The organism is Ginsengibacter hankyongi, from assembly GCF_008710285.1.
In the GTDB taxonomy this organism is placed as follows: Bacteria; Bacteroidota; Bacteroidia; order Chitinophagales; family Chitinophagaceae; genus Ginsengibacter; species Ginsengibacter hankyongi.
The window spans coordinates 1404601-1423502 of sequence record NZ_VYQF01000001.1 but is presented as its reverse complement, the minus strand read 5'-3'; the positions used below and the strand labels follow the sequence as shown (position 1 = coordinate 1423502).

Genomic DNA, 18902 nt, shown 5'->3' with positions numbered 1-18902 from the left:
AGATATGGCTTATCCTTTTTCACAGTATAAAAAACGAGCCAGGATCCGGCAGAAAACCAGGAAAGTTTTATAGAATTAGTTAAATATCTAAGAGTTCGGATAAACCTTCCTCGTTTGCAGTTCTTTACTCACCAACACTCACCCTTACTCCCTCGCTATGCGCAGTAAATTCCGGCGCATACATAGATTGAATGGTTGTAATGCCATTGCTGAAATTTCCGCTATGTGTTACAAACATCGGGTATTCGAAAACGTAAGTGCCCTTGTTTAAATAACCGAAGAAAAAATTAGTGCTTACGTCTTTTGTTGTTTCATAATAGCCCAAACCATCCTGGTATTTATATGCGCTTATAACATTAGTTGGTTCCATGCAGGATGCCCTCATATCTTTCATGTGAACGTATTCCATATCACGATCTACACGAAGTTCAATGCGTACTTTTATTTTATCGCCGATACGAATTTTATCTCCATCATTAACAGGCACAAGCCCAGGGCCTTTAACAGAATTTTTTTCAATAAATAATTTTTTAGAAAGTTTTAACGGCGTTTCTGAAAAAGTAATTTTATCAAGATTTTCAAAATATTGCCAATAGACAGAACCCCATGAAGCAGACTGGTTAATTGGTTCATTGGTTGATTGGTTAACTGGTGAAGAGACGGTTACTGATATATTTCCCATTTCAGGATTTACTTTATCACCATCGATCTTTCTTTTAAAATAACCGGTTCCGGCTTCCTGTTTTTCATTTTTATTATTGATGATAGTATTGCCGAGTTTTATGCTAACGATTTTTTCCTGCGAAAGCCAGTCTGTTCCCTGTAATAAAAAAGCGTAGCAGGCCTCTGCTGTGGCTTTGGTAGTTTTCCAGTTATTGGTTTGTTTATTTTTTAATAACCATGTTTTAAGATCGTCAATTGTTTTTGGATCTTTTTCAATTTCAGAAAATGCTTCTATCATCATTGACTGGGATTCTATCGGGGCCTGGTACCACCAATAGCCGCCATTGTTCCAGTCTTTCCAATACATTCCCAACTCTTCATTATCAATTGAATTTTCTTTTAATGATTTAATAATGTTCTTTGCTATTGCGTTATCGTTTGTTCTGTTAATAGATAAAGCGATCATTGCCTGCATATATTTACTTTGGTTGAGCCAGTATTTTTTAGATTGCTTACGGTAATAGTTAAACGCAGTTTGTGTTTCTTTTGCAATTGAATATTCGGGGAAGAAACTTCGCATATATAAATATTGAATCGCTATTGTTGAAAGATGATTTCCTTTAAGGTTTGATTTGGATTTTATCAAATCATCATAATCTTTCTTCAGCATTTTATCTAAGTACGGAATTGCTTTATCCAAAATGGTTTTTAATTCATTCTGCTGGAAAGAAGGATAGGCATTCAATTTTTTAAGATGCCCGATTCCTGTTACGATGTATTGTGTCATATAACGGTTATCAGGCCCGCCTTTGAACCAAACAAATCCACCATTGGATGATTGCATTTCACTTAATTTTTGCAGTGCTGATTCTAGTTGGAGACTCATTTTAACCATATCAAAAAGCAAAGCAATATTTTTCTTCTGCTTTTGTTCATTTTGTGCTTGCAATACCCAAGGGGTTTCTTCGAGCAACACTGATTTTAATTCTTCATTTTTTTGAAGATTGCTTAGCAAAGCAGTTGTGTCTGTTGTTTTCCATTTTTCAAAAATGGCTTTTATTTTGGGTGATGAGTTTACAATTTTTGTTGCAATTGCATTGGCATAGTAACGGTTAAAGGTTTGCTCTGCACATTCATAAGGATATTCCATTAAATAAGGCAAAGCCTGTATGGCATACCATGCAGGATTGGTTGTATATTCTATTGTTAAGCCATAACTGCTTAGTGTAGACGAAGATTTGGAATTAATTAATTTTTCAAATTTAAAATCTTTTGCTCCATCGCCTCTCATGGGTAAGGGCATAGTTTCCGTTACCAACATTCGGTTGGTTACAACAGGAATGGCGAGTTCTTCACCATCACTTACGTCGCCTGCTTTTGCAACAATTCTATATACCACAGCGTCATTAAAATTTGCGGGGATTTCAATGTTAAATTTTACCAAAGTGCTTTGCCCTGCTTTCGCTGTAAAATTTTGTGCAGGGATATTATTTTTAAACCACTCATCAACGGGGTTCATCGTGGATGCATTTAATAAATGAAGCTCTGCCTGCCCGCTTACTTCTTTATCGCCAAGGTTTACAATTTTTGCTGTGAATTCCATGTGGTCACCTTCTCTTAAAAACCTTGGTGCATTGGGTTGCACCATTAAATCTTTTTGTGTAACGATCGTGTTTTCTGCATAACCGGTCGCAAGGTCTTTCGTATGTGCCAATGTCATCAGTTTCCATTGGGTCAATGCTTCAGGCATGGTAAAACTGAATTCAATATTGCCATCTTTATCGGTTCTAAGTTCAGGATAGAAGAAAGCTGTTTCGTTGAAATTTTTTCGGATTTGAATTTGAGATTGATCTAAGTTCTCGGAATTTTTATCATTCTTAATATTTACAGTGGCACTCATTAATTCTTTTGTTTCCCCTATTTTTTTTAAACCATATCCGGTAACAAGAACTCCACTTAAATCTGCTTTATTCATTTCTGCTGGGGCAGCTGCTTTATCATATGCAATTGCATTCCCTCTTATTCGAATACCTGAAACTTTTCCTTGCAAATAATTATTAACAGGAATATAATTCAATGCATCATAGCTTTTTCCGGTCTGCTCAATATATTTTTCATTCCAATATTTTTCCGTTGATTGAACTGAACTAAAATTTTGAGAACCGTTCCAACTTTGATAGCCATAGTGTGTAGGCCATATATTCAAAGCATTCCAACTGTGCGGTTTAAACTGGTCAAGTGATGCATCATACATACTTGCCAGCATTTCCGCTGCAACTTTCTGTCCCTTATGGCCGCTAATTTTTACTTTCCATTTTTCTTCACTGCCGGGTAATGTTTTATCACGATAGGTATCAAAAGAAATATTCAAATCTTTATTACTCCATGGAACTAAAATATTGAAGCATCTAAAATAAATACGATTGTCTTTTACAAAGAATTGCGAAACACCAAAGCCTCCGCGATCATCTTCAGCGGCTTTAAATCCAAAATTCTTCTTTTCATTACTAAGAGAATAAAATTCATAATTGCCTATTGGCTTTTGCCCTTTGCCTGTTTGTTCTTTATCAATTTGTTGAATGACGAAAACATCCTTGGCAGAAGTTCCTGAAATAAATTCTGCGTTCTCGCCCGGTTCAACCACATTTTTTATTGTTGTGTTCCATGCGTATGAAGGTGCAGGCAATGATGCCGCGTTCATATCGTACAATTGAAAATATTTTACATCTTTTACATCCTGTCCATATTTATCTTTTGATGTGGCTTCAGCTACATACCAACCCTGAGAAAATTTAGCATCTGCCAATTGCCAATTGCCTATTGGCTTGGTGCTATCTGTTTTTGAGAAAACCATTTCACCTTTTGGCCAGCTTTCTTTTTTATTTTCATCCTGGTATTCATCGTTAGGGAAATATTTTAAGAACTCTTCCCTGGTCATAATAAATTCATCAGGTTGCGGCCAATAGCGGCTGCGGATAAGTCTTTGCGGTGGCTGAAGTTTATAAATCTTTACTTCAACTTTCGAAGGTTCAAATTCGCCGCTTAAATTTTTTGTGCTTACAAAAATGTATTTCAGGCTATCAACAGGTATTGCATCTTCCGATGGTAATGTAAGCTGCAGATTCAAGGCTTTGTATCCAGCTGGAACAATTGCATTAGTACTTCTTGTTTCGCCATTAATATCGGTTACATTCGCTTCCACCTTATAATCAAAAACAGGATCAGTATTTTTATCAATACTTAAATCCGGAATAGCCGCAAAATTTAATGTGAATTTTCCATTAGCATCTGTTGTTGTTTCACCGTTGGTAATTTCCAAAGGTTGTGATACGGGTTGAGGCCAACGCCAGAACATCCAGGGATATAAAAACCGTGCAACTCTTGTTACACGATACGTTACATTAGCGTCATCAATATTATTTCCGGCATAAGCTTTGGCAAATCCGGTTATACTAACTGAATCGCCTACACGATAGGTGCCTTTTACTTTTTCAAATTCTGTATAAAATTTTGGCCGCTTATATTCTTCAACAGAAAAATCAATTGATGAATTTTCATAATCATCAACTTCAATACTGAATTCCCCGTTGAGTTTGTTTTCCGGCAAATGGAATTTTCCATTGAAAGAGCCGTATTCATTCAATAAAAGTTTTAATGAATCTACCTTTTGTGAATTAGCATCGTTCAAATATATTTTTATAGAATCTTTGTTTTGTAAAAGTTTATTCTTTTTGGTTTTATAATCCTGGGTTACACCGATGCCTTTAAAATAAACCAATTGCCCGGGGCGATAAATGCTTCTGTCAGTGAATAAAAATATTTTCGCTTTGTCTTCATCATATTCTTGTTGATTATCATAATCGTCATCTGTCTCATTATCATAATTATAGCTGTATTGGTATTCATCTAAAAACAAATGATCTTTCTGGTAAAATATTTCCAATCGAAATGAGTTGTTCTCATCTTTTTTGTTTCCTGAAATTTTTAGGTAGCCGTGTTCGTCAGCAGTTAAAAACTCTTTTCTTTCCACCGTGTTTTTTTGAGTGCTATAATCATATTTCTGCTTCCATACCTGCACTTTTGCGCCGTCTAAAGGCTGACCTGTTTTACGATCCAGGATAAAATATTCAAGTCCGTTATTAATATAACTAATGTTCGATACATGAAAATATTGAACCGCCAATGGATTTTTATCCAAATCAAAATCTCCCGCGACGCTTGCCAGTAAAGCATACTGGCCCACAGGTAAACCATCTACTTTTATTTCAACAGAATGACTCAGGTAATCATCTGTTGCTAGTAGGTTCTGCTTCCAGCTTCGTATAAATGTTTGTGTAGTAAGTTTTTTCCAAAGCTGATCGTTATCGTCATTTCTTTCAATGAGCTTTTTAAACTTCGGAGTCATCTCGATTATCCTGAAGTTAAGAGAAGAGAAATTTTTATAAGTGACCAACGTTCTAAAAGGTTCGCTGGGAATATTTACTTTTTCAGAAGTAAGACTTACATCTTTATGCAAAATTTGGTTTAGTAAATTTTTTGCATTGATACCGCCTTCGCTGCCGGGAAATTTATTGGCTATAGCTTCAGCAATTTGTTTTGCTTTCTTAACTGTGTAACGGGAAGTATCGGTATTTTTTTGATTAGCATTTGCTTTTTCAAAAATTTGTTGGGCAATTAAATAACCTGCCTGCGCACTTGCTGCATTATTTGAAAATGTGTTTGAAATATTTTGTAAAGCCACAATGTACAATTCATCTTTATTGTTCATTATTCCATATTGCTTAACAAAATTGATGCGTTCAATATCTGCATCAATTAAGGCATCGGGCTTGGAATCACTTGCATGAAAAGATAATAGGTGCTGGAAAATAAGTAACGCCTTAAAGTGCAGGGAAGCAGAATCTTTATTTTCAAATTTGTGCATTACAAACTCTGATGCCGGTGCAAAAGCTTTTTCATCTTTTATTTCAAAAGCGTAGGCCGGCCTGGTAATATTGTTCTCATCACTTTTAAAATAATCCAAAGCACGGTGTGCCAGGAGATCGTAGAGTGTAGGCCTTGAATATCGGGCATTGCCTTTTATAATTATCGCATCAAAAGGCTCTAATGTTGTTTGCTGTAAAAGTTTTTCTTCTTTAATTGATGCCTGGTAGAGCTTGGCTATTTTTTCATGAAAATCATTGGCGGTCCATGTTAAAATATCGTCTTTTTTAAAACCCTGTGTTTTGGTTCTGTTGTAAATCTTCCATCTTTGTTGCTGAAAAAAATTCCAATACATTTCTGCTGTAATACTTTCTAATATAGACCTGGCGGGTTCTTTAGATGAAGCAATTTCAAGCTCAAAAGTATCAATACTTTTTACTGTGGCATCTTCTTCAATATTTTGTTGCAGTGTTATTTTATATAGCAGGGCTTTTATAACCTGGGGTTCATTACTGGCTTTTTTAGAGAGACTGTATATCTTATTAACTTCTGCCAATGCAGATTTAGTAAGTCCTTTGCCTACAAGGTCATCAATTTTTTTCCATTGACTTGCATAATTGCCTGACGGTTGTTGAGCATATAAAGCTGAAAAACCAAAAGAGACAATGACGACAAGCGATAGGCCACGGATTAAATAATTTTTAAAATGCATGTAAATGAATTTATTTAAAGATAGAAAACTATACCAACTGGTTGTATTACCACTTAGTTAGATGCAGATTCCCTTAAAAATTCATAATTCAAAAAAATTTATAAATTTTTTTTGTGAGTATTAAACTATGGAAACATAATGAAGTCTCACCTTAGGTTTTTTATAGCGGAAGTAATTCCGACAAAGAAAAATAAACAATAGTGGATTTAATAATTTGGGGCCATAATCAAAAATAGAGCCGCCGCCAATTGGATTGGGGCGGTTTTTTATTATGTTGCAAGCTTTATTTAAGATTGTGATATACCTTTTGTACATCATCATCCTGCTCCAGGTTATCTACAAGCTTTAAAACTTCGTTGGCCTGGTCTTCGGAAAGTTCAATGGTGTTCACAGGAATTCGGGTAAGCTCTGCCGTTATAACTTCAATTCCTTTATCTTCCAATGCTTTACTCATGTGCCCGAATTCATTGAAAGGCGTGCGGATAACTATATTTCCTTCAATATCCTCGCCAATTTCTTCCAGGCCAAAATCAATTAGTTCCAGTTCGAGTTCTTCAATATCGAGCTTGTTATTTTTTATTTTAAACTCACCCACATGGTTAAACGTAAAAGCAACGCTTCCGCTTGTGCCAAGCGAGCCATGCGCTTTATTAAAATGCATCCTTACATTAGCAACGGTACGTGTAGGATTATCAGTTGCAGTTTCCACAAGCAACGCAACTCCATGCGGCGCATATCCCTCATACAACATTTCATGGTAGTCGGTTTTGTCTTTACCCATCGCACGTTTTATTGCCGCTTCCACACGATCTTTGGGCATGTTCACCGCTTTGGCATTTATAATGCAGCGCCGCAAAGCAGAATTATTATTAGGGTCAGGCCCACCTTGTTTTACAGCAATATCTATTTCCTTCCCGATGCGTGTGAATTGCTTCGCCATTTTATCCCAACGGGCAAACATGGTCGATTTTCTTACTTCAAATATTCTTCCCATAATAAATAATAATCAATTGTCAATTTGCAAATACTAAATAATCTCTGCATCACAATTTGCGCAAATCTAAAGCCTTAAATTTAAAATCTAAAATCATATCATTTACTTTTGTCACATGTATAAAATTTATAGTTATTCAACTTTACATTCTTTTGCGCAAAATATATTTTTAAAAATTGGGTGCAGCAATGAAGACGCGACAATTGCTGCTGATTCTTTACTAATTGCGGATCTCCGAGGCGTTGATAGTCATGGTGTGGCAAGGCTTTCAGGTTATGTTCGTTTATGGGAAGCCAAAAGAATTAATACTGTGCCTCAAATAAAAATTGTTCATGAAACACCTTCAACTGCTGTTGTTGATGGCGATGCGGGGTTAGGCTTGGTGGTGGCCCCGTTTGCCATGCAGGTGGCCATTGATAAAGCAAAAAATGTTGGTACAGGCTGGGTGAGCGTAAAGAACAGCAATCACTTTGGCATAGCAGGCTCACATGCGATGATGGCATTAAAAAGTGACATGATTGGTATTGCCATGACTAATGCGTCGGCTTTAGTTGCACCAACATTTTCTACGGAACGAATGCTGGGAACTAATCCAATTGCAGTTGCAATACCTGCAGGAAATGAACAACCTTTTGTAGCTGACTTTGCAACAACAACAGCGGCTAACGGAAAACTGGAAATATCGCAGCGCAAAAATGAAGACGTTCCTAGCGGTTGGGTACAAACGAAAACCGGTGAGCCATCTACAAATGCAAGCGAACTTAAAAATGGCGGTGCATTATTACCACTGGGCGGCGATAAGGAACATGGAAGCCATAAAGGCTATGCCTTGGGTTCTATCGTTGATATTTTTTCCGCAGTGTTAAGCGGGGCAAATTATGGTCCATGGGTTCCTCCTTTTCCTGCTTATGTTCCCATGCCTGAAAATATGCCCGGAGAAGGGATTGGCCATTTTTTTGGTGCCATGCGCATTGATGCTTTTCGCCCGGCTGAAGAATTCAAATTGCACATGGATAAATGGATTAGGGCATTCAGTTCCTCAAAGACTGTTGAAGGGCAAAAGAAGGTAATTATTCCCGGTGAACCTGAAGTTGAATTTGAAAACGAAAGAAGAAAAAATGGCATTCCTTTATTAGAATCCGTTGTTGAAGATTTGAAAAGGGTTGGTAATAAATTTGGAATGGAATTGTAAAAAATGAGCCGCCGCCAATGATTGCTGTAAAAAATTGTTGGTAAATAGTACATTTGCAACCCGGTTCAATAAAAATTCCGGGCAAAGGAAATGAAAGTAATGAAGTTTGGAGGCACCAGTGTTGGAAAGCCTGAAAGAATGTTTGAGATCGCGAAGCTAATCACCAAAGACACCGAACCAAAAGTTGTAGTCTTGAGTGCATTAAGCGGCACCACCAATTCACTTACAGAAATAAGTAATAGCCTTGCTAAAGGCGACAGGGTAGCAGCCAAGCAACGCATTGATGCCTTGGAACAGCATTATCAGAATTTTATTCTTCAGCTTGTAAAAAAAGAGGACACCTACAATAAAGCAAAATCAGTTTTAGCAGAGCATTTTGAATTCCTGAATATTATATTGAAAATTTCTTTCAGTGAAGCTTTAAATAAAGATATTCTGGCACAGGGGGAATTACTAAGCACAAAGCTTTTTAGCATTTGCCTTGAAGAAAAAAATATAAAGCATGTATTATTACCGGCTCTTGATTTCATGACGATAGATTCCAGCGCTGAGCCGCAGGTAGGCAGTATTAAGGTGAAGCTGTCTCAGATTCTGCAAAAGCATAAAGACCATACACTTTTTATTACGCAAGGTTACATTTGCCGCAACGCAAAAGGCGAAGTTGATAATCTTAAAAGAGGGGGGAGTGATTATTCTGCCTCCTTAATTGCAGGAGCTATTGGCGCATCGGTTTGTGAAATCTGGACTGATATTGATGGCATGCATAATAACGATCCAAGGATTGTTAAAAACACAAAACCTATCAGCCGCCTGAGTTTTGATGAAGCTGCCGAGCTTGCTTATTTTGGCGCTAAAATTTTACATCCTGCAAGTATATGGCCAGCCCAATATTTTAATTTTCCCGTTAAATTACTAAACACAATGCAGCCGGAAGCACCGGGAACTTTAATAGAAAGTGAAGCCGGAAGTGTTGGTGTGAAAGCAATTGCAGCGAAAGATTTTATTACTGCAATAAAAATTAAAAGCAGCAGAATGTTGTTGGCTTATGGTTTTCTCCGGAAAGTTTTTGAAGTATTTGAGAAATATCAAACTCCAATTGACATGGTAACAACTTCTGAAGTTGCGGTCTCTCTTACTATTGATAACGATGCATATTTAAGTGAGATTATTAAAGAACTGGAATTGTTTGGAACAGTAGAAGTTGATGCAGACCAGACAATCGTTTCTATCGTTGGTAATCAGATCACACAAACAAAAGATGTGATTGCAAAGATATTTACAACATTATCTGGCATTCCTGTCCGGATGGTAAGTTATGGCGGTAGTCAGCATAATATTTCAATTCTTATTTCACGAGAGCATAAAGAAAAAACATTACAGCTTTTGAATAAAGGGTTGTTTGATATGTAAATCAAAAAGATATCCCGAGTTTTCTATACACAAAGCTCATCAGCCACATCGGGCCTATCAATAAAAACTGAATGTCTTTAAAAAAAGAAGGTTTTTTGCCTTCAACTTTATGGCCATAGAATTGGCCAATCCAGGCGAGGACAAAAATTATAATACAGAAAAGCCATAAAGAAAAAGGCAAAAATGTTTCAACTGCATAACATAATCCAAGGCAAAAAATACCAAATAATAACATGCCGATACCAATCTTAATTGAAAGGGATAAATAGTAAATTGTAGTTAATAATAGTACAATCATTGCAACATTCAGTTGCAAACCTTCCCTGATAAATAAAGGGAGTTTAATGCAATACAACAAACCTGTTATGGAGAAAAAAATTGCAGGTACACATATCCAGTGAATCAATTTATTGGTTTCATTGGTATGGCTTTCACCATATTCATTCAGCCATTGATGAATTGTTCTCATTGCAAATCGTTTCCTCTAATTTATTTCAAAAAGATGAATTGCGATAATCCGGCAAAAATTCAATTTAATTTTTTGCATATAAAAAGCTTCCTGTTTTTGCAGAAAGCTTTTTAAAAATGTAAAGATAATAACGAACCTAAATTATTAGCATCGCATCACCATAACTGAAGAAGCGGTATTTATCTTTTATAGCTTTTTTGTAAGCATCCATTATAAGATCATAACCTGCAAAAGCGCATGTCATAATGAGCAGGCTTGTTTTAGGCAAATGAAAATTTGTAACTAACGAATCTGCAATATTAAATGTATAGGGAGGATGAATAAAATGGTTTGTCCATCCTTCAGAAGGCTTTAATAATTTTTGTGCAGTGAAAGAGGTTTCCATAGCACGCATTGTTGTAGTTCCAATTGAACAAATTCTCTTGCCGGTTTCTTTTGCTTTGTTCACAATGCGGCACGCTTCTTCGTCTATGTTATAATATTCCGCATCCATTTTATGCTTACTTAGGTCTTCCACTTCAATGGGGCGGAAAGTTCCTAAGCCTGTATGTAAGGTAACTTCGGCAAAACGAACCCCTTTTATTTCCAGGCGTTTAATCAGCTCGGGGCTAAAATGAAGCCCGGCTGTTGGCGCTGCTACAGCTCCTTCATGCTTTGCATAAACTGTTTGGTACCTTTCTTTATCTTCTTCATCAGGTTTACGCTTGATGTATTTCGGCAAAGGAGTTTCACCCATGAAATAGAGCATTTTTCTAAATTCATCCTCAGGTCCATCCCATAAAAAACGTATCGTTCTTCCGCGGCTGGTAGTATTGTCAATTACTTCTGCTACCAGTTCATCACTTTCGCCAAAATATAATTTATTACCAACGCGGATTTTTCTTGCAGGATCAACTATTACATCCCATAGGCGGTTCTGCTTATGTAATTCTCTCAAAAGAAAGACTTCGATTTTTGCGCCGGTTTTTTCTTTACGGCCGTACATGCGGGCGGGGAAAACTTTCGTGTTGTTTACGACAAAAACATCTTTATCATCAAAATAATCCAGGATGTCTCTGAAATGTTTATTTTCAATTTTTCCTGTTTTTCTTTCAATCACCATCATCCTGCTATCTTCTCTTCGTTTAGTAGGATTTTGCGCAATAAGATTTAAAGGAAGGTCAAATTTGAATTGACTAAGTTTCATGTGCAATTATTATTTTAAAGTTAATTGTCACATGCCATTACTGTTGTTACAGAGATACGTGCCAATTTATTCTGGCCACTTATCATGTTACGGCATGATTTTTTAAGTGCGCAAAGGTAGTACTTTTTTATAAAATAGAAATTAATTTTTAAAAATTTAATTTGGGAACCGAGGCAATTAAATTTTTGGTATACACATTTTTAGGATGGTAATATATTGCATCGGCCTCTCCAATTTCCTCAATCTTTCCTTTATTCATAACCATAATCCGGTTACTTATATAATGTACCACGCCAAGATCATGAGAAATAAAAATGCAGGTAAAGCCAAGTTCTTCTTTCAGGTCATTTAATAAATTAAGCACCTGGGCCTGTACACTTACGTCAAGAGCTGAAACACTTTCATCACAAATAATAAATTCAGGGTTAAGGCCAAGAGCTCTTGCAATACAAATGCGTTGGCGCTGGCCGCCACTGAATTCATGCGGATAACGGTTAAAGTGCTCCGGCTTTAAATCCACTTTTTTAAGCAGATCCATAATTTTTTCTTTGCGTTGTTTTTCAGTTGGCAGTATATCATGAATTTTCATCGGCTCATTAATGGCCTGACCGATTGTAATACGTGGATTCAGTGAGCCATACGGATCCTGGAAAATGATTTGAATATCTTTTCTCATCCTTCTTAGTTCATCTTTAGGTATGTGCGCTATATTTTTTTTATTGAGAAAAATATTGCCTGATGTCGGTTCAATCAATCTTATTAATGCTCTTCCTAAAGTAGTTTTTCCGCAGCCGCTTTCGCCAACCAATCCTAATATTTCCCCTTTTCTTATTGAAAAACTAACATCGTCAACGGCTTTAAATTCCTTAAGAATTTTACCTGTAAAACTTTTTTTTACCGGGAAATAGACTTTAAGGTTTTCAACTTTCAAAAGGTCGGTTGCAGGTTCAAAATCTTCCTTTTTATTTTCTTTATGAATTATTTTTAATTGATCCGGCTTAAATGACTCACTTAGGAAATCACTTATGACAGGAAGCCTTTTTCCTTTTGAGGCGGGGGACGGCCTGCAATTTATTAATGCCTTTGTATAGGGATGTTTAGGGTTTGTAAAAATTTCTTTTGTAGTATTGGTTTCAACAATTTCTCCCTTATACATTACAATTACCATATCTGCAATTTCAGAAACAAGCGCAAGATCATGAGTAATATAGATTACACCCATTTGGTGCTTTTGCTGCAACTCTTTAATAAGTTGTAAAATTGTTTTTTGAACAGTTACGTCCAGTGCAGTGGTTGGTTCATCAGCAATAAGTACCGAAGGATTACAACTCATTGCCATAGCAATCATTACTCTTTGCTTTTGCCCGCCACTTATTTGATGAGGATAACGATGAAGCATACCCGCAGGATCTGGTAATTTAACCTGGTTAAAAAGTTCAATGGTTCTAGTCTTTGCTTCGCCTGGTTTTAGCTGTTCGTGTAGCATTAATGCTTCCATAACCTGGCCGCCACATGTTTGAACAGGGTTGAGCGACGTCATTGGTTCCTGGAAAATCATGGAAATTTTATTGCCTCTTATTTTTCGCAGATATTTTTCGTCAAGGTCAAGCAGATTAACTTGCCTATCATCTTCTGAAAAAAGAATTGCTCCATTTTTATATTGAGCCGGTGGGGACGGCAGCAGCTGTAATATGGATAAAGAACTAACGGTCTTGCCTGAACCTGATTCACCAACAATTGCAATAGTTTCACCTTTATTTAGAGTAAACGATATATTTTTTACTGCGGAAAAGCTTTCATTGCCGGTGACAAAATCAATACTTAAATTTTTTATCTCAAGAAGTGGGTAAGTCATTAAAGTAAATTATACACAAGACTTTAAACTTTTAAAGAAATAATATTCTGCGAAATGGATGTTGAAAAAAATACTGAATAATTAAAACTTTAAGTGTCGCACAGTAAGGCCGTCATTAATTAATTGTTTCAGAGAATCAATTCCAATTTTTAAATGTCGTTCCACAAATTGTGCGGTAACACTTGCATCACTTTCTACAGTTTTCACACCCTCCGGAACCATTGGCGAATCACTAACTAATAATAAGGCGCCAGTTGGAATTTTATTAAAAAATCCAACAGTGAAAATGGTTGCAGTTTCCATGTCAATAGCGTAGGCCCTTATTTTTTCCAGGTAGGCTTTAAGTTCGTCATCATGCTCCCAAACTCTCCGGTTAGTGGTATAAACGGTACCGGTCCAGTAGTCGAAAGCATGATCACGAATAGTTGTTGAAATTGCCTTTTGCAAAGCAAAGGCCGGAAGTGCCGGAACTTCAGGTGGAAAATAATCGTTGGAGGTTCCTTCTCCTCTTATCGCGGCAATCGGCAAAATGAGATCGCCTATTTTATTTCTCTTTTTTAACCCGCCACATTTGCCTAAAAATAAAACTGCTTTGGGATTAATGGCACTTAGTAAATCCATAATAGTAGCAGCACCCGGGCTTCCCATGCCAAAATTAATAATGGTAATATCGTCTGCAGTTGCGCATTGCATTGCCTTATCTGTGCCTACAATTTTTACTTTATGTATATCGGCAAACATTTTTACATAGTTGCTAAAGTTGGTAAGAAGAATATATTCCCCAAAATTTTCCAGTTTTTCGCCGGTATACCTGGGAAGCCAGTTGTTTACAATTTCTTTTTTTGTCTTCATATTTCTTTTAATCCGCTTGTTGTTTATTGCTATTAATAAAAATACAATTTTAGATTGATGATTTAGATTTGTAAATATAATTTGCCAATTTCCGTCGGGTGATTACAGGTAAACCGGTAATCATTTTGCAGGAAACGAAAACTCAGCATGATAAAAATTGAATTTCCAAAACAACGGGTTACATTAAGGCAACGGGAAGGGCTAAACGAAGTTTTTGATGTAATAAGAAAAAAATGGTTGCAATTTACCCCGGAAGAATGGGTACGCCAAAACATGATACATTACCTGTTAGCTAAAAAATATCCTGCATCATTAATAGCAGTTGAAAAAGAAATCAAACTGGGAGAATTATCAAAACGTTGCGATATTGTTATCTATAGTAGAAGTGCTAAGCCATTCATGATAATTGAATGCAAAGAAATGAAGGTGGCTCTTTCTGACAAGACATTAAACCAGGTTCTCAGGTATCATATTACACTGCCTGCTAAATATTTGATAATAACAAATGGGAGCTACTGCCTTGGATTTGAAAAAACTGGTAGCCAGTTTTTTCAAATAAATGAATTTCCTGATTATGAAATTGAACCTTAAAATTTAAAAACTGTAAACGATCTATGGGAAAATTCCTAATTCGGCGTAAGATGTTGCCACTTTATTAATGGCACAAACATAAGCCGCTGTTCGCATGTCAGGGATAGCAGGAGTTTTCTGCCAGATATCAACAATTTCCCGGGTTGCAGTTATCATTGTTTCTTCCAGCCCGCTTCTTACAAGGTCTATTTCATCTGCACCATGCATAATAAAATCTCTTTCTAACGAAGTAACCGTTTTACCCGTTAGTTCTTCAAGTTGGCCAAGTATATGATGATTCATATTTTCAGTAAATCTTTTTTCAAGCCTACCGTAACGGACATGGCTCAAATTCTTAAGCCATTCAAAATAACTAACGGTAACACCACCGGCATTCAGGTACATGTCAGGCACAACCAGAATTCCTTTCAAATTTAGAATTTCATCGGCTTCGGGAGTGAGAGGACCGTTAGCTGCTTCTCCAATTATTTTCGCTTTTATTCTTGCGGCATTCTCACCATTAATAACATTTTCTAACGCAGCAGGAATTAATATGTCGCATTCCATTTCAAGTGCTTCAGTATTCTTCGTAAAATTTTGAGAGCCCGGAAAATCGAGAATCGAACCGGTTTTTGTACGATGAGTCAAAACCTTGTTCACATCAAGTCCATCATTATTCCAAATGGAGCCTTCGTATTCTGCAAGGCCAACAATTATGGCTCCCGCCTGTTGAAAAAACAAGGCTGTATGATAACCTACATTGCCTAACCCCTGCACACATACGCGTTTTCCTTTTACTCCTATAGGCAAATCCAGTTTAGCCATAACTGAAGGCATATTACATACTTCGCTGAGTCCATAAAATACACCGAGGCCGGTGGCCTCTTTTCTTCCTCTTACACCGCCCTGAGTTACAGGTTTCCCCGTTACGCATCCTGCTGCGTCTATCTCTCCCGGATGCATTGCAACATATGTATCGAGTATCCATGCCATTTCTCTCTCGCCGGTTCCGTAATCGGGAGCCGGAACATCTGTCCCTGGCCCAATGAAATTTTTCTTTATTAATTCGGCAGTATAGCGGCGCGTAATTTTTTCCAACTCATATGGTGTATATCCACGGGGATTAATTTTTATTCCACCCTTAGCTCCGCCAAAAGGTACGTTCACAATTGCGCATTTATAGGTCATAAGTGCAGCAAGCGCCATTACTTCATCCTGGTTTACTGCAAGACTAAAACGAATACCGCCTTTGCATGGGGTTTTATGATGTGAATGTTGAACCCTATATGCTTCAATAGTTACTATGTCTCCATTTTCTCTTTTTATAGGGAAACGCATTTGATAAACACTATTGCATTGTTTTATTTGTTCCAAAATTCCGGGGTCCCAATCAGTAAAAACGGCTGCTTTGTCAAAACTTCTTTCAACGCTTTCAAAAAAACTATAGCCTGCTGGAGATGACATAAAATGTTTTTAGAATTTATTAATGAATCAAACTTAAAATATTATTTTTTTATCGATTCTAAGTTTTATAATTATTCAATGGGAATTATAAAATCTTTTCTTTTTTCGAAACTTTAATGTCAATTCTTATAAGGTATAAAAAAAGAACAGTAAGAATGATAATACACACAGCCATTACAACGTATATTTTATCATGACTCCTCATCATTGTATCCATATCTTTTGCTGTGGATCCCGTGGAGGATTGTGCGAATAGCAGGCAGGCTAAAAATGAGAATATAACGGAAAGGCTTAAACGCTTAAATAAATGCGGTTTGATCATCAAATTAAATTTTTATTTATAAGCAGGTTCAATCTTATTTTAAGATTGCTGATCCATATTCCTAATAACACCCAGCCAATAACTGCAGGCCAGAATACCATTTCCATTTCCGGCGTAAGGTTATCCCCGCCAAGAGCCGGGTTACCACCGCCTTTCGCTCCTTCCATTCCGCCGGGATGCAGTGATTGAACAAGTCTCGGTAAAATCATTATTAATGGTATATAAATGAAGTAAGCAAAAATGTTATATACTGCACTGATGCGGGATCTCTTATCAATATCATTCATGGAGCTACGCAACACCATGTAGGCGAGATAGATTAATACTGCTATTGCTGCAGCTATTTGTTTTGGATCGTTGCTCCAGGGCTCTCCCCATGTATACGTCGCCCAAATGGAACCTGTAGCAAGGCCCAAAATACCAAAAACAATTCCTGTTTTTGCAAACTCGGCTGCATAAATATCGTGTTTAAGATTCTGGGTACGCAGGTACGCAATGGAATAGCTTAACGAAAGAGATAATAGAACGATTTGACCAAACCACATGGGCACATGGAAGAAAAAATTGCGTATACTTTGGTGTAAGTTTCCAATAATCGGTACAGGTACTAAAAATCCCCAGGTAAATGTGAAAAATAATAACAGGATACACAATATTTTCCACCACTTAAATTTCATCAATAAAATATTTTCTTTTATGCAATCGCATTTGAATGCGGCAAAATTATGATAAAACTTTTGTCATTCTTGTTTTGGCCGAAGATTATTATTGCAATTAACATGGATCCAATTCGGAGGTGCAGACTTTAATTGTTTAAATACGAGTATGGGTAAATAGTGATGCTGGCGATTGAGTTATGGAAGATATTTATTGACAGGTTTTTGTAAATTTGTTTTTTTGCTTTTGCATTGTACTACCTGTAGAATGAACTTTGATAAAAATTATATTCCTTTAAATTACTCTTCCTCACCATCTGGCCTTATTGAGTGGCTTAATGGCTTTTCCCGGCATTTAAAAATAAAACCTGACGATAATAAAATTGAATATCCTGAAAATTTTGCTTCCGGATTTGCTAAGGTTCATAATATTGAGCCAGGTCTTACTTATCGCATAGTTGATTATGATCTAAATACTGATTTTATTCTTAACCGTCAGCCGGTCAGTAAATTCTCTCTTATAATTTACTTTTATAAATACACTAATGTTGAAAGACTTTTTATTTCAATTGATGATGAGATAATAACTATTGAAGATGAAAGTACATTTAGCGCAGTAATAATGACGAATAGCTTTACTTCTCAGAAAGTTGAATTGAGTAAAGGCACAAAAGTAAAAGGCCTAACCCTTCAGCTGTCAGCGGACTGGTTAAGAGAAAAAATACAGGAGACCGATAGTTCTAATTACAAATTATTCAGGAAGCAAAATGTTTTCAAGGATTTATTAAATGCAAAAGAGCAAAAGTTGCTAAATGAAATTTTTGCCGGTGGCTCTCAATCTTTTACTCCTTTACTATATACGAATACCCGTGTGTTACGCCTTTTAGAAGGGTTTCTTGAAAATATGCTACGGGTAAACCTTTCAGATTTTTCAAAAACACTCACGATCAAAGACTTTCAAAGTGTAGCAAAAATTGAAAGGATTCTTCTTGAAAATTATACATCCGATTTTCCTAAAATTGAAAATCTTGCACGAATAGCATTAATGAGTGAGACTAAACTTAAAAATGCTTTTAAAAAAGCATATGGAATGGGGTTATTCGAATACTATCAGAAAAACCGCATGCATAAGGCCAAAGAACTCCTCAATATGAAGAAATATTCAGTATCTGAAGTAGGCGTAATGATAGGATATCAGAACCTGAGTAATTTTTCAAGCGCTTTTAAGAAGGAATTCGGCCATTTGCCCAGAGAGTGCAATAAAATAGGTTAAAACGACAATCCGCGCCAAAAAAAATCTTTTACGGTTATTGACATGCCGTTTACGGCTAATATTATCCATTGCATAACAATAATTTTATAAAGTTCCCTAATCCATCTTCTTAAATTATCTAGCTGATAAGACCACACACTACACTTGCCTGGAATAAATTTTCTACGCAAAGCACAAGAAACCGGCCTCCTCTACGGAGGCTTTTTTGGTGTTCAAAATTATTTTTTATAGGTAAAGAACTTGCGCTTTTTAGTTAAAGACGGATTATTATCTAAAATTACCGTTCTTTTCAATGGCTAATTAATCTATAAAGCTGCACATGGTTTTATACAGTCATTCACTTAACTTTGCACCCCATAAT

Annotated in this window: 13 protein-coding genes; 4 read left to right on the top strand and 9 right to left on the bottom strand. The window is 36.4% G+C overall.

The window, feature by feature from the left end; all coding sequences use genetic code 11:
• Positions 1–124 precede the first annotated feature (124 nt).
• Positions 125–6298 (bottom strand): alpha-2-macroglobulin family protein, encoded by a 6174-nt coding sequence (locus FW778_RS05855; RefSeq protein ID WP_150413664.1) that lies wholly within the window; start codon positions 6296–6298, stop codon positions 125–127.
• Between the two features lie 283 nt (positions 6299–6581).
• A complete protein-coding gene (locus FW778_RS05850) occupies positions 6582–7292 on the bottom strand; it encodes a YebC/PmpR family DNA-binding transcriptional regulator (protein ID WP_150413663.1) in 711 nt (236 codons plus the stop codon).
• A 115-nt stretch (positions 7293–7407) separates the two neighbouring features.
• On the opposite strand from FW778_RS05850, the gene FW778_RS05845 reads away from it, so the two are divergent.
• A complete protein-coding gene (locus tag FW778_RS05845) occupies positions 7408–8484 on the top strand; it encodes an Ldh family oxidoreductase (RefSeq protein ID WP_150413662.1) in 1077 nt (358 codons plus the stop codon).
• Positions 8485–8574: 90 nt separating this feature from the next.
• Positions 8575–9894, top strand: coding sequence for an aspartate kinase (locus FW778_RS05840; RefSeq protein WP_150413661.1), 1320 nt, complete (start codon positions 8575–8577; stop codon positions 9892–9894).
• Between the two features lies 1 nt (position 9895).
• On the opposite strand, the gene FW778_RS05835 is transcribed toward FW778_RS05840, so the two are convergent.
• From FW778_RS05835 to FW778_RS05820, 4 genes are all read right to left on the bottom strand, one after another.
• Entirely contained in the window at positions 9896–10363 is a 468-nt protein-coding gene (locus tag FW778_RS05835) for an Mpo1 family 2-hydroxy fatty acid dioxygenase (protein ID WP_150413660.1), read from the bottom strand.
• A gap of 136 nt (positions 10364–10499) precedes the next feature.
• Positions 10500–11549 carry a tRNA preQ1(34) S-adenosylmethionine ribosyltransferase-isomerase QueA gene (queA, locus tag FW778_RS05830; protein ID WP_150413659.1) on the bottom strand — a complete coding sequence of 350 codons (1050 nt, stop codon included), beginning with the start codon at positions 11547–11549 and terminating at the stop codon, positions 10500–10502.
• Between the two features lie 148 nt (positions 11550–11697).
• Positions 11698–13404 (bottom strand): ABC transporter ATP-binding protein, encoded by a 1707-nt coding sequence (locus tag FW778_RS05825; RefSeq protein WP_150413658.1) that lies wholly within the window; start codon positions 13402–13404, stop codon positions 11698–11700.
• 81 nt (positions 13405–13485) lie between these two features.
• Positions 13486–14256: an AMP nucleosidase gene (locus FW778_RS05820; RefSeq protein WP_150413657.1), complete on the bottom strand. Its 771-nt coding sequence runs from the start codon at positions 14254–14256 to the stop codon at positions 13486–13488.
• A gap of 147 nt (positions 14257–14403) precedes the next feature.
• Here FW778_RS05820 and FW778_RS05815 point away from each other — a divergent pair, with 147 nt between their 5' ends.
• Positions 14404–14847, top strand: coding sequence for a type I restriction enzyme HsdR N-terminal domain-containing protein (locus FW778_RS05815; RefSeq protein WP_150413656.1), 444 nt, complete (start codon positions 14404–14406; stop codon positions 14845–14847).
• Between the two features lie 21 nt (positions 14848–14868).
• On the opposite strand, the gene FW778_RS05810 is transcribed toward FW778_RS05815, so the two are convergent.
• From FW778_RS05810 to ccsA, 3 genes are all read right to left on the bottom strand, one after another.
• Positions 14869–16290, bottom strand: a complete 1422-nt coding sequence (locus FW778_RS05810) for a Glu/Leu/Phe/Val family dehydrogenase (RefSeq protein ID WP_150413655.1) — start codon at positions 16288–16290, stop codon at positions 14869–14871.
• An 85-nt stretch (positions 16291–16375) separates the two neighbouring features.
• A complete protein-coding gene (locus FW778_RS05805) occupies positions 16376–16612 on the bottom strand; it encodes a CcmD family protein (protein ID WP_150413654.1) in 237 nt (78 codons plus the stop codon).
• Positions 16612–17289, bottom strand: coding sequence for a cytochrome c biogenesis protein CcsA (gene ccsA / locus FW778_RS05800; protein WP_150413653.1), 678 nt, complete (start codon positions 17287–17289; stop codon positions 16612–16614). Before ccsA ends, FW778_RS05805 begins: the two co-directional genes overlap by 1 nt.
• A 247-nt stretch (positions 17290–17536) precedes the next feature.
• Here ccsA and FW778_RS05795 point away from each other — a divergent pair, with 247 nt between their 5' ends.
• On the top strand, positions 17537–18541 hold the full coding sequence (locus tag FW778_RS05795) for a helix-turn-helix domain-containing protein (RefSeq protein WP_150413652.1): 1005 nt from the start codon (positions 17537–17539) through the stop codon (positions 18539–18541).
• Positions 18542–18902: the final 361 nt, after the last annotated feature.